10 protein-coding genes and 2 tRNA genes are annotated in these 12,917 nt (G+C 61.1%); 7 read left to right on the forward strand and 5 right to left on the reverse strand.

The window, feature by feature from the left end; translation table 11 throughout:
- Window positions 1–184 precede the first annotated feature (184 nt).
- Window positions 185–1,780 carry a hypothetical protein gene (locus tag LPA36_RS15745; protein WP_228878233.1) on the forward strand — a complete coding sequence of 532 codons (1,596 nt, stop codon included), beginning with the start codon at window positions 185–187 and terminating at the stop codon, window positions 1,778–1,780.
- A 234-nt stretch (window positions 1,781–2,014) separates the two neighbouring features.
- Window positions 2,015–3,133, forward strand: a complete 1,119-nt coding sequence (locus LPA36_RS15750) for an acyltransferase family protein (protein ID WP_228878234.1) — start codon at window positions 2,015–2,017, stop codon at window positions 3,131–3,133.
- A gap of 310 nt (window positions 3,134–3,443) precedes the next feature.
- On the opposite strand, the gene LPA36_RS15755 is transcribed toward LPA36_RS15750, so the two are convergent.
- From LPA36_RS15755 to LPA36_RS15770, 4 genes are all read right to left on the reverse strand, one after another.
- Window positions 3,444–4,136, reverse strand: a complete 693-nt coding sequence (locus LPA36_RS15755) for a phosphatase PAP2 family protein (RefSeq protein ID WP_228878236.1) — start codon at window positions 4,134–4,136, stop codon at window positions 3,444–3,446.
- 246 nt (window positions 4,137–4,382) lie between these two features.
- Complete coding sequence (locus tag LPA36_RS15760) at window positions 4,383–5,942, reverse strand: hypothetical protein (RefSeq protein ID WP_228878238.1); 1,560 nt, start codon at window positions 5,940–5,942, stop codon at window positions 4,383–4,385.
- 432 nt (window positions 5,943–6,374) lie between these two features.
- Window positions 6,375–6,459 (reverse strand) — tRNA-Leu (locus LPA36_RS15765).
- Between the two features lie 189 nt (window positions 6,460–6,648).
- Window positions 6,649–6,733, reverse strand: a tRNA-Leu gene (locus LPA36_RS15770).
- A gap of 306 nt (window positions 6,734–7,039) precedes the next feature.
- On the opposite strand from LPA36_RS15770, the gene rnr reads away from it, so the two are divergent.
- Both rnr and rlmB read left to right on the forward strand, forming a co-directional pair.
- The gene (gene rnr / locus LPA36_RS15775) at window positions 7,040–9,496 is read left to right on the forward strand and encodes a ribonuclease R (RefSeq protein ID WP_228878239.1); all 2,457 of its coding nucleotides are present in this window, start codon (window positions 7,040–7,042) and stop codon (window positions 9,494–9,496) included.
- A 197-nt stretch (window positions 9,497–9,693) separates the two neighbouring features.
- Window positions 9,694–10,443, forward strand: coding sequence for a 23S rRNA (guanosine(2251)-2'-O)-methyltransferase RlmB (gene rlmB, locus LPA36_RS15780; RefSeq protein ID WP_228878242.1), 750 nt, complete (start codon window positions 9,694–9,696; stop codon window positions 10,441–10,443).
- 97 nt (window positions 10,444–10,540) lie between these two features.
- Here rlmB and LPA36_RS15785 read toward each other — a convergent pair whose 3' ends face one another.
- A complete protein-coding gene (locus LPA36_RS15785) occupies window positions 10,541–10,771 on the reverse strand; it encodes a hypothetical protein (RefSeq protein ID WP_228878245.1) in 231 nt (76 codons plus the stop codon).
- Window positions 10,772–10,890: 119 nt separating this feature from the next.
- Here LPA36_RS15785 and LPA36_RS15790 point away from each other — a divergent pair, with 119 nt between their 5' ends.
- The 3 genes from LPA36_RS15790 to LPA36_RS15800 all read left to right on the forward strand — a co-directional run bounded on the left by LPA36_RS15790 (window position 10,891) and on the right by LPA36_RS15800 (window position 12,909).
- Entirely contained in the window at window positions 10,891–11,751 is an 861-nt protein-coding gene (locus tag LPA36_RS15790) for an N-acetylmuramoyl-L-alanine amidase (RefSeq protein WP_228878248.1), read from the forward strand.
- 46 nt (window positions 11,752–11,797) lie between these two features.
- Window positions 11,798–12,493, forward strand: a complete 696-nt coding sequence (rpiA, locus tag LPA36_RS15795) for a ribose-5-phosphate isomerase RpiA (RefSeq protein ID WP_228878251.1) — start codon at window positions 11,798–11,800, stop codon at window positions 12,491–12,493.
- Between the two features lie 227 nt (window positions 12,494–12,720).
- Window positions 12,721–12,909 carry a hypothetical protein gene (locus LPA36_RS15800; protein ID WP_228878253.1) on the forward strand — a complete coding sequence of 63 codons (189 nt, stop codon included), beginning with the start codon at window positions 12,721–12,723 and terminating at the stop codon, window positions 12,907–12,909.
- Window positions 12,910–12,917 lie beyond the last annotated feature (8 nt).

Raw genomic sequence — 12,917 nt, forward strand, 5'->3', positions numbered from 1 at the left:
AATCTGGATATCGGTGTATTTCCTGTCTGCGGGTGTCCCCGACTGCCGGCCGCGCACGCCGTCTTGTTCGCCAGCAAACATACGAGGTGAGCGCAGGACGATTACGATTTCATAACATGTCGTCTGCACGTTGCGAGGCCGCCAGGGACCGGGCAACCGTGCGCGCGGATGCAGGGGGATATCAATGAACAGCGTTTCCATCGCGCGCGGCAATGGTGCCGCGTTCAGTCGTACCGGTTTGAGTCTGCAGCAGATTCTTTTCCTGGGCACGGTGGTCCTCGCGGGCGCATTGTTCTGGATTGCGCCGCGCCCGCCAATGGGCGATTTGCCACAACACGCGGGGCAGGTGGCAACACTGCGCGATCTGCTCGACGGCACGTCGCCATGGACGAATCTCGTCTACATCAATTACTTCACGCCGTATCTGCTCGGCTACGTCATTGCAGTGGCGCTGTCGTTCTTCGTGCCTGTGCTGGTCGCGATGAAGCTTTCGCTGACGCTCGCGTTCTACGCATTCATGCTGGGCTGCGTTTGCCTGCGCAGGCGCTTCAACGCCGACGCTCGTCTCGACTGGCTGTTCGTACCTGGCTTCTTCGGCTTTGCCTTCCAGTTCGGCTTCTTCACTTTTCTGATGGCGGCGCCCGTCGGGCTATTCTTTCTTGTCGTGGCGAGCAGGTACGCTACCGCACCCACGCCTGAGCGGGGCGTAGCCGTTGTCGCGATGGGCGTGCTGGCCTTTTTCTCGCATGGTCTTGTGTTCGCGTTCGCCTGCGCAACGGGCGGCGCGCTGGTGCCGTTCAGCCTCCGGGGCGTTCGGCGCGTCGCGCTCGCGTCGGTACCGTATGCGTTGCTCGGCGGGCTGACTGTCGTCTACCTGCTGTACGTGAAGCACCACAACCTGGTGACGTGGACCGGCGAGCCTCACACTGGCCCGAACCTGGTGTGGGACTGGACACAGGCGTCGTGGGGCTGGCACCGCAGCTTCAATTTCCTTCTGTATGTGTTCGCCGCGCAGATGAAGGACTGGTACTTCCTGCTCGCCGGCATGTTCATGCTGGCCACCCCGTGGCTCCTCGGCGCAAGATTGAACCGGGGTTCGCCGACGGCATTCGTGCCGATGCTTGCGATGCTCGTCGTCTGGCTGCTGGTTCCGTCTGCCGCACTCGATGTCGAATACGTCTATCACCGTTTTGCGCTTTATCTGCTGCCGGCATACGCAATCATGTTTGTTCCGGCCGACGTGCGCCGCGATACCAGGGCGCCGAGTGGCCCATGGATGTCACGCGTGCCGTTGCTCACGCGGATTGTTCTGATCGCGATCTGCTGGTCGTTTCTCGGCGTGGTCGCGATGCGCGAGCAGCGCTTCGCCGCGGCGAATGCGCCGTTCGAGACACTGCTCGATGCAACTGAACCGGGGCAACGCGCGTTGAGCCTCGTCTACGATCCCGGCAGCACGATCGTTCACAACCCATACACGCTGCACAGCTATCCGAACTGGTATGAGGCTGAGCAGCAGGGTTTCGTCGATTTCAGTTTCGCGTATCTGTTGCCGCAGATCGTCAGGTTCAGACCAGATCATGTGCCCCCGATGAGGCCTGAATTCTCGGTGGCACCGCAATACTTCGACTGGAAGGCGGTTCACGGCCGCATCTATCGGTACTTCTTCGTCCATCACCTCAAGCCGCTCCCCGTCGCGATGTTCGACAACGACGAGTGTCAGGTCGTGCTGCGTGCGCAAGCCGGAGACTGGTCGCTGTTCGAGCGGATCGCGTGCCGGTAGTGGAGCGGTAATGGGCGTTCGGAGGCAATTCCGGATTCGGCGCAGTCATTGAATGCGCGGCGCGCTCACATGTGTTCGTACGTCCGCGCACAGATGCCGGGCCCGCTTTCCATCTAGAGTGAAGCCACGTCAGCCCATGTCGCACGGGTTTCCCCGTGTGTGCCCGATACACCATGTGGGTTTTGCCGGAATCGTGATTTTGTACAACGGGGTGCCGCACAGGACATAACGAGCATGAGCGCCAAACACAAGCGGTTCGATTGCCTCGAGATTCTCCGGTTCATCCTGGCGTTCCTGACCATGACGTGGCATTACTATTATTTCGGACCATCGCTGGGCGCGGTCCACGCCGCGCCGGCTCACGGTTTTGCGATCCGCTATTTCTCGTTCTCGGTAGAGATATTTTTCATCATCAGCGGCTTTATCATCACGGCATCCGCGATTAACCGGAGTCCGGTCAACTTTCTGATCGGACGGGCGGTCCGGCTCGGGCCCTGTCTGCTCGTCTGCGCGACGCTGTCGCTTGTAGTAGGTCTACTCCTTGGGCGCTGGCCGACGCCACTGAGCTACGTTGCTTCGCTCTTCATCGTGCCACTCGTTTTCACAAACGGCGCCGACTGGTCCTACTGGTCGCTTCGGCTCGAGATCATCTTTTATGCGGTTGTGTTCCTCACGATGTGTGTCGCGAACATCAGGAAGTGCATCGTCTGGATCGCGCTGCTGATGACAGCGTGCGACGTCTTCAGCATCGCAGCAGCCCGGATTTTTTCCGACGATGTGTTTGGTACCGCCATGACGCAGTATCCGGTTGAACGATACCTGTCGTTTTTCTCCATCGGCATGTTGCTGTACGTGTTGTTGGTTGAGAAGAAAATCAATGTCGTGAGCGTGGCGGCGATCCTGGTCTCCGGGTGCGCAGGCGCTTTTCGCTGTTACGAGGATGCCAACCGGATCGCGAGACTCGTGGGTGACACGCCGGTGAGCGCGTTCGCAGGTGCGTCCATCCTCGCAGTCGGCGTGGTTGCGTTTATTGTCTTCCTGCGAGGCACGACGAGTCCGCGCGCGTCGAGGATCTTTTCCGTGCTCGGAAGTATCAGTTACCCCCTCTATCTGATCCACCAGAACATGGGCTACCTGATCATCCGTTCGGTCGATGCGACGCTGGGACATGGCTTCGACTCCCGGCCTTTTGTCATGGCCGGCATGGTGGTCCTCGCAGGTGCGATAGCGTTGTATGCCGAGCCGGCTCTCGCGACGTACTACCGGCGATTTCTGACCTACGTTGTAGCGACGACCAGCCTGGCATGGGCGCGAACCTTCGGTTCGAAACGCAGTTACGGGGACGCGGAGTAGGGTCGTTCGGCGTGGCGCGCTGGCCTTCGCGATCGATGGCGCGACGGGATCGCACCGTTGAGGATTCTGGAAAGCGCCATCAGCGGCAGCGCTGTTCGCAATGACCAGCGGGCCGCATTATGCGTCGAAAGGCGTTTAGAAGTCTGCTGCTGTCATGCCTCAACGGCATGCGCTGGATCGGCCGGTACGTGACCTGACTGTAGCCATCCTGCGGCCATGATCGCAACCGTGAGGGATGAGCAAAGCCCGCATTGATAGTCGCGATTCGGGCCGTTGGCGCATTCAAGGCATAGCGCGTGCCGGCGACAGATCACAGGTGCTTGAGAAACGGTTCGCTTAACGTCCGGATCTCGTCGAATTGACTCGCAAGCTCAAAACCCAGCAGAAAAATCCCAACGTGGAACGCGCCTTCATGCCTCGCCGACCAGTCCAGAATCGGCGCCGCGATAGCTCGCCTGAGCGCTCGATGATTCAGGATGAGGCAGATCGCGATGCCGAGGGCGGCGCCTGCCAGCACGTCGGTAGGATGATGCAGTCCCAGATAGACTCTGGGCAGGCAGATGAAAAGGAGTGAATACAAAAGCGCGACGATCCCGAGGCGCCGGGAAGCGAGAAAGATCCCGGCCGCGACTGCGCACCACATCATCGCGTGATCGCTTGGAAATGCACTCCATGTGCGGAGAAAATGCGCGGTCGACTCATTCTGCGGAAAGGTCATCCCCAGATCGGGATTGACGTATGGGCGTAGCCTGAATGGCAGCCAGTGAGCGAGCAGCCGGCCTGAAATGAGGGCGCTGAAGCTTGCGATGATCGTCGCGATGACAACCTCGCGATCGTGCCGGGCCTTCGGGCCGCCGCGAAACCAGATCCACCACAACATCGCTATCAAAACCAGCCGCGTCAAATAAAGTCCCGATATTGCCTCGGCAACATGATCGAATAACGCAGAACGAAAAGCGAAATGGTTTACAAACCGCAGAATATCAAGGTCGAATGAGTTCATTTTGTTATTAAACCGAATGCATTTTGTAATGCCTGGTTTCAGGCGCCGGCCGGTATGCGGATTATAGAAAAATACGGCTGGGTCAAATGTGCGCAAGGGCACGGCTCGGTAACCGTATTTAGTTTTTCTGGATTTCAGGTTTACCGATTTCGGGAGGGGCGCGTAAACCCGGCTGACGTTGAACCGGACGCCAGCGCCGAAGGGGATCGTCGTGGCGTCCGTTTGGGGGGAGGGGGGTGGAGGCCGTCAGTGAAATTCGATGCCCAGCCCCGTCCTCTCGATGCTCGACATAACGGCGCGGGCGTGGGGCCCAAATCTGTAGACGCATACGACCAGATTAAGCCGTTCCGCGTTGCTGCCTTTATTGCATTCGTACAGCGTGTCGAAATCCGGGACTATTTCCAGGAACGCATAGCTGTCAATTTCGGCGTGAAAAGGGCGCACGTAGATGTCGGGAATGCCGAAATTGCTTCGAAGGTAATTCGATAGCAATGCAGGATAGTTATCCCGTTTTTTATTTCGCGCCACAAAAAGATCATTCAGGCCCACTGTATCGAAGAATTTCTTCTGGGAATAAAAGGCGAGTTTCCCGGCTTCGGAAGAAGCGATGGAGACGCCAGGAATATCGCGAAGTTCACGTCCAATTTTCTCGTATGGCGTGTGGTCCACAAGCAGGAATTCAGACTCTTTCCTGTCGGCGAACAGGCGGCTGACGTTACTGACCGCGAGAAGTGCGGTGATTGCCAGAATCAATGCGATGCCCTGTTTTCTCTGGATGGGCGATTCAACGACCAGATCGAAAAAATGCACCATCGCGAACGACAGTCCAATGAGAACGGGCAACTGGAAACGATACGCCACGTCCACAATAGGCAGGACGGTGAACAGGTACGCAAAATAGACCGCGCACGCAAGATAGACGGGCAGATATGGCTTCGAATTCTCGCGATCGAGCAGGACCGTCGACACGAGAGCGAGTATGACAAGCGGAAGGAGGTGACTGAGAAATGCCAGCTGGAAGCCAAGGATAAAACGATACTGATTTCCCGGCAGGCGGCCGAGAAGCAGATCGGTCATGGCGAACTTCAGGCTGGCAGCAAGCGGAAGCGCTGTTCCCGTCAGAATATTGACGACAAAGAGGGCGCACAACGCCGCCAGAACCGTGGAGACAATGAGGAAGAGGCAGCTTTTTACCCGCTGCTTCCGGTCTACATCGGCGAGCGCGAGCCCAAAGAAGAAGAGCGAGATTGGAAAGATCGGAAGATCGGGTCTCACGAGAACGGTGAGCCCGGAAAATATGCCAGCCCAGACCGGGTGTGTGCCGGAGGTCCGCAGAAAGCCCAGCAGATAGATGGACAGCGCGACGAAGAAAACGGTAATGGACGTTTCGAGTCCGTTGCTGGCTGCCCTGATGAAAAAGGGACTTGAGACGATCGCGACCAGCGGGCACACGGCGAGCCATCCGTTACGGGCACTGAAGTGACGCACCGCAGTCGCGTAAATTGCCAGCAGCGTCAGGATCGAAAAAACCAGACATGCATAGCTGTTGACATTGATAACGTCGAGCCGTGTGATTCGCGTGACGAGCGTCACAAGGGTCACCCAGGCGACGCCGGTCATGCCCTGTACGGTGCCGGCGTGGCGGTTCCACTCATAGGGGAATCCGTCCGCACCGTTCTGGGCATAGCGGTACATGATGAAGCTATCTTCGAAATTGGCCGGAAACGGCATGAAAAAGCATGCAAGCCAGACAAACACCGCGAGTACCAGAATCAACAGCAGTGATCTTTGATAGTGCAGCTTCATTGTCGATTACCCCTCGTTCGCATCGGACGGCCCGTCGCCCATGGCTTCTGACGAGCCGTTAGTAAAAATTCGGTCTGGGTCGTCGACGGGCAACTCGGTGGGCGGCGCGCGGACATTTGTCTCGCGGCGGTTAACGCGGCACGTCACCTTGCTTCGTCAGCGAAGTGCGCGCCCGCATTTCCCGGATTGGGCGAAGTATAGAAAAAGTGAGGTTTATCGACTGTGCGGAAGGATACGATGGTCGATCTGGTGTTCCTGAGTCGACCCGCGTGCGGGTCCATTTGCGAGAGAGCGGCCAACAGGAACGGTGGCAGGCGTCAGCATGGTCGTGTGCGAGTGCGGCAAAACCGGCCCGGAAAACAAAAACCCCGCAGGCTTGGCGCTTTGCGGGGTCTGTTGTGTGACGCTGTGTAGCCGTGTAGCCTGAAATCGTGGTGCCCAGGAGAGGACTCGAACCTCCACACCTTGCGGCGCATGGACCTGAACCATGTGCGTCTACCAATTCCGCCACCTGGGCACGTTTCAAGCTAGACCGTTATTTTAACGGGTTGATGCACTGTGTCAATCACAACAGCACAACTCATACTCCAACCCGTTTTTCTGCATTTGCCACCGCGCTGGTTCAAACCGTGCTGGACACGACGTAAGCAGGCGAAAGGGCTTCACAAAAAAGAAAACCACCCGAAGGTGGCTTTCTTTTTGAATCTGGTGCCCAGGAGAGGACTCGAACCTCCACACCTTGCGGCGCATGGACCTGAACCATGTGCGTCTACCAATTCCGCCACCTGGGCAGGTGGGTGTGCAGCAAAGAACGCAATTATAGCGGGCCCGATGACCGTGTCAAGCATTTTGCGACAGCCGGGCATGAACGCGGAAACGCCTTGCCGCGTCAGGCTGCAAGGGCCGCGTGGCGTGCTGGACGGGTGTTAGAATGCCCCGCAGAAGTTCGCTGGCACGGGGAACGCGCCCGCCGGGCACGCTACACGAACCGCGTCAAGGCAGTGGCAACGCAGTAACTCGCATTGAATTGCAGGCGCAGTACAGAAGCGCATCATCGACCGATGTCCACGCAACGAGAAAAAATCATCGATAAGCCCTTGAGCAAATATCCCTATCCGATTCCGAGCCGTGAAGAAATTCTGGGCGTGCTGCGCACGAGCGAAACGCCGCTCGCCGCGAATGACATCGCTGAGGCACTGTCGATCAAGCGCCAGGAGCGCGAAGGTTTTTTCAAGCGCCTCGGGGCGATGGAGCGCGACGGCCAGATCCGGCTCGACCAGCGTGGCCACTATCAGCTGACGCACCCGTCGAATTTTGTCGCTGGCCGCGTGCAGGGCCATCGCGACGGCTACGGATTCCTGGTTCGCGATGACGGTCAGGACGATCTGTTCCTGCCGACGGGTGAAATGCAGAAGGTCATGCATAACGACCGCGTGCTCGCGCGCATCGTCGGTTACGACCGGCGCGGCCGCCCCGAAGGTCATATCGTCGAGGTGACGGATCGCGCGAACCGTCGCGTAATCGGGCGGCTTTTGAACGAGAACGGCGCACTCATCGTGGCGCCCGAAGACAAGCGCATCGGCCACGACATCCTGATCACGCAGAACACGAAGAAGGCGCGCGTCGGCCAGGTGGTGGTCGTCGAACTGACGGATTTTCCGAGCCGTCACTCGCAGCCGCTCGGCCGTGTCGTCGAAGTGCTCGGCGATATCGACGATCCGGGCATGGAAATCGAAATCGCCGTGCGCAAGTACGGCGTGCCGCACGAGTTCAGTCAGGCCGCGCTCGACGACGCCGCGAAACTGCCCGACGAAGTGCGCCCGTCGGACACCCGTCATCGCATCGATCTGCGCGACGTGCCGCTCGTCACGATCGACGGCGAGGACGCCCGCGACTTCGACGATGCCGTGTATTGCGAGCCCATTACCGTGGGTCGTGGCGATGGCTTCCGCCTGATCGTCGCGATCGCCGACGTTTCGCATTACGTGCATCCCGACAGCGGCCTCGACGTCGATGCGATCGAGCGCAGCACGTCGGTGTATTTCCCGCGCCGCGTGATTCCGATGCTGCCGGAGAAGCTCTCGAACGGCCTGTGCTCGCTGAACCCGCACGTCGACCGTTGCGTGCTGGTGTGCGACATGGTCATCACTGCGCGCGGCGAGATCAAGGCGTACCAGTTCTATCCGGGCGTGATGCATTCCGCCGCGCGTCTGACGTACACCGAAGTCGCGGCCGTGCTGACCAACACGAAGGGTCCCGAGGCCGCGCGTCGTGCGGCGCTGTTGCCGCAACTGCAGAACCTGCATGGCGTCTACAAGTCGCTCTTTACCGCGCGCCAGAAGCGAGGCGCGATCGACTTCGACACGACCGAGACGTACATCGTCTGCAACGCGCAGGGCAAGATCGAGCAGATCGTGCCGCGCACCCGCAACGATGCGCACAAGCTGATCGAGGAATGCATGCTCGCCGCGAACGTCTGCGCGGCCGACTTCATGAAGCGCAACAAGCATGCGGGCCTGTACCGCGTGCACGCCGGGCCGACGGCTGAAAAGCTCGAAAACCTGCGCACGTTCCTGCGCGGCATGGGTCTTTCGCTCGGCGGCGGCGAGACGCCGCACGCGAGCGACTACGCCGCGTTGATGGCGCAGATCCGCGACCGGCCCGATGCGCAGATGTTGCAGACGATGCTGTTGCGCTCGATGCAGCAGGCTGTCTACAGCCCGGAGAATATCGGTCACTTTGGCCTCGCGTACGAGGCGTATGCCCACTTCACGAGCCCGATCCGCCGTTATCCGGATCTGCTGACGCACCGCGCGATCTACGCGATCCTGCAGGGCCGCAAGTATCAGCCGAGCGCGCCGCACGGCGTCACGCTGAACACGGCGCTGTCGCCGCGCGCGCGTGCCATGCAGCAGGCCGACGATGAAAAGCGCAACCGTAACCGCTCGAACACCGCGATCTGGGAGGAACTGGGCCTGCACTGTTCGTCGAACGAACGCCGCGCCGACGAAGCGTCGCGCGATGTCGAAGCATGGCTCAAGTGCTACTTCATGCGCGACAAGCTCGGCGAAGAGTATGGCGGCATGGTCAACGGCGTCACGTCGTTCGGGATTTTCGTGCAACTCGATGCGCTCTTTATCGAAGGCCTCGTGCACGTGACCGAACTCGGCTCCGACTACTTCCAGTACGACGAGGTCAAGAACGAACTGCGCGGCGAGCGGACAGGCATTCGCTACCGTCTGTCGGATCGTGTGCGGGTGCAGGTGAGCCGCGTCGATCTCGATGCGCGCAAGATCGATTTCCGCCTCGTGCGCGATACGCCGATCAAGGCGCCGTCGAGCCGTCCGGCGCTCGTCGACAAGGCGGGCATCGATGGCGGTCCGCGAGTACGGTCGTTGCCGCCCGCGGAAGGCGGCGGTCGTCGCAAGAAAGCCGCGCCGGCAGCCAGCGCGGCGGTGAAGGAAGCGCGCGATGCGCGCGGCGCGGCGAAAAAGCGCAGTGCGTCGTCGTCCGCGAAGCCGGCGTCGAAGACGCAGTCGCGCAAGAAGCGATAGGGCGCGCGCGGCCTCCGGCGTAACCGGCGGCCGGCGCGCCCGATGAGGTGTGCAGCGCGCGGCATCGGCGTCGTGATCGATGCCCGCTGCGCGTTGTCTGTTTTCCGTTTTTGCAGGCGCGACGCTTGGCGTGCCGTCATGCAGACGGGCGCATTCGAAGCGCAACGCAGCTTCGCTCAATCAAAGGTTGTCCAGTCATGTCACGTCTCAAGGTTCTATACGGTTTCCACGCAGTGACCGCACGTATGCGGCACGACGCATCGTCGGTCGAAGAGGTGTATTACGACGCGACGCGTAAGGATCGCCGCATGACGGAGTTCCTGCATGTCGCGAAAGAAGCGGGCGTGCGCCTGATTGCCGCCGACGAAACGCGTCTGTGGGGCCTCGCGCATACCGAGCGCCATCAGGGCGTGGTTGCGCGTGCGGGCGACGTGCCGCTCGCGCAGAATCTTGCGGAGCTGCTCGACGGCATCAACGGTCCGGCGCTGCTGCTCGTGCTCGACGGCGTGACCGATCCGCACAATCTGGGCGCGTGCCTGCGGGTCGCCGATGCGGCCGGCGCGCATGCCGTGATCGCGCCGCGCGATCGCGCCGTCGGTCTCAATGCGACGGCCGCGAAAGTGGCGAGCGGCGCAGCCGATACGGTGCCCTACATCACGGTCACGAACCTTGCGCGCGCGCTGCGTGAACTGAAGGATGCGGGCGTGTGGGTGGTGGGTACGTCGGGCGAGGCATCGGCGGAACTTTACGAGACGAAACTCGATGGCCCGGTGGCGATCGTGATGGGCGCCGAAGGCGAAGGCATGCGCCGTCTCACGCGGGATACGTGCGACGTCGTGATGCATATTCCGATGGCCGGCAGCGTCGAGAGCCTGAATGTTTCAGTGGCCTCCGGCGTGTGTCTGTTCGAAGCGGTGCGGCAGCGCGGGGCGTTGACGAAGACCTGAAGCGGCGGCGGCTTTTGCCGCTGGTCGTCGGGTCATGCAGGACACCTGTCATTGCAGTGTCCTGCCAGTCATCCCGGTATCCCGGCACGAGTCAGCGTCACTTCACCTGTGGCTGATTCGTCGGCAGGATCGTACTCAGTTTCGTGCCACCGATGGACTCGCAACCTGCTGGCCTGGCTTCAGTCCACTGCACCGCGACGCCGTGCGCCACGGGCCTGACAAGGCGCCACGGCCAGAAGCCGCATCGCTGCGCGCCGTCGTATTCGATAATCGCATCCGCGCCGCGCAACCGTGCCTCGTCGGCCAGTCGGGGCAGCAGGTCGCTCACACCGCCGTAGCTGTTCTTGCCGATCTTCAGATTCCTGATGCCCCGGTATGTCTGGCTGACTGGCGGGAGATGGGCGAAAAAGCAGAAGTCACTTTTTTGACGCCCAGCGCGTCCCGGCCATGCACATCATTCGTTTCGCAGCGCTCGCTCTTTCCACCGCATTGCTTGCCGCGTGCGCGACGACAACGGTCGAGCGTGGCACGTACCTCGCCGATACAAGCCGCCACGCGCAGAACGCCGACTCGCGCGTGCGTTTTCTCGTGATGCACTACACCGAGATCGACGAGGCGAAGTCGCTGCAGGTGCTGACAACCGAAGCAGTCAGCGCCCACTATGTCGTGCCGGATGCGCCCAGGATCGAACACGGTGAACCCGTGGTTTTCCAGCTGGTGCCGGAAAACCAGCGCGCGTGGCATGCGGGTGTGAGTTACTGGCAGGGCACGACGGAACTGAATGCCGCTTCGATCGGTATCGAGAACGTCAACCTCGGCCCGGTCGACACGCCACAGGGTCGCAGCTGGCAGCCGTATCCACCGGCACAGGTCGATGCACTGATTCGCCTCGCGAAAGACATTGTCTCGCGCTACGGCATTCCGCCAACACGCGTCGTGGGCCACAGCGATATCGCTCCGCAACGCAAGATCGATCCCGGTCCACTCTTCCCGTGGAAGCAGCTCTACGACGCCGGTGTCGGCGCATGGCCGGATGAGTCCGCTGTGATCACGCACCTTGCAGGGCGCGACCCCGCTGCACCCGTCGATGTAGCCGGCTTGCAGCGCCGTCTTGCCCGTTACGGCTACGAAACGGCCACCGATGGCGTGCTCGACGCGCGCGCACGCCGCGTGTTCGCCGCGTTCCAGATGCACTTCCGCCCGCGCGACTACGCGGGCAACCCCGATGCCGAAACCGAAGCGATCGCAGATGCGCTACTCGACAGGTACGGCAGCCCCGAAGTGCCGCCGACGCGGCCGGCCCCCTGAGCTTCCGGTAAACTCACGTTTTTACTCACGCCCGCCTTACTTCCCCATGACTCAGGACGAACTCAAGAAACTGGTCGGCCAGGCCGCTGCCGACTACGTGAACGCCAATGTGCCCGAAGGCGCCGTGATTGGTGTCGGCACGGGCTCCACCGCAAACTGTTTCATCGACGCGCTCGCTGCGACAAAGCAGCGCTATCGCGGCGCGGTGTCCAGCTCGCTTGCCACGACGGCGCGTCTGCAGTCGCACGGCATCAAGGTGTTCGATCTGAACGAGATCGAATCGCTGACGGTGTACGTCGACGGCGCCGACGAGATCGACGACAGCGGCGCGATGATCAAGGGCGGCGGCGGGGCGCTTACGCGCGAGAAGATCGTCGCTTCCGTGTCGGAAGTGTTCGTCTGTATCGCGGACGCCAGCAAGCGCGTGGACGTGCTCGGCACGTTCCCGCTGCCGATCGAGGTCGTGCCGATGGCGCGCACCGCGATCGGCCGGCGCATCACGGCGATGGGCGGCGTGCCCGTGGTACGCGTGCAGAAGGACGGCACGCCGTTCCTGACCGACAACGGCAACGAGATTCTCGACGTCAAGGGCCTGCGCATCAGCGACCCCCGCACGCTCGAAATGCACGTGAATGCGTGGCCGGGTGTGGTGACGGTGGGCCTCTTCGCGGGGCGCGGTGCCGATATCTGCCTGCTCGGCAGTGACACGGGTGTCGAGAAAATTTCGTACGAAAGAAACTGAGATCGCTGCATCACGTTCGGTCCGCTAAAGAGCGCCGCGCTGCCCCCTGGCACGCGGCGCTTTTTTAATGTGCCCGATGTTTCGCCGGGTTGCTATAGACCGTCCGGCCAGTTACGCGGCGGCAGGCGTACGGGTACGCTCCTTTCGTCGGTATTGAACGCAGAAAGGAGAATCCGGTGACGATGCAGGGCAATTTGAGGCGCACGCTCGACGTGGCATATGAGCGCATGAAGTCCCATTCCATGGCGGCGGGCGCGTTTACGGGCAACTACGGGCTGTGTCTGGGTGTGATCATGGGCGCGCAGGCGTGCCAGGGCATGACCGATGAGGAAGTGGCTGTGGAGCGCGCGCATCTCTCCATGCTCGTCGCGCTCCACGACATGAAGGCGGGTGAACCGGGCCGCTCGCGTGGCTGACGTGCGGT

This window comes from Paraburkholderia saeva (genome assembly GCF_907164555.1).
GTDB classification, from domain to species: Bacteria; Pseudomonadota; Gammaproteobacteria; order Burkholderiales; family Burkholderiaceae; genus Paraburkholderia; species Paraburkholderia saeva.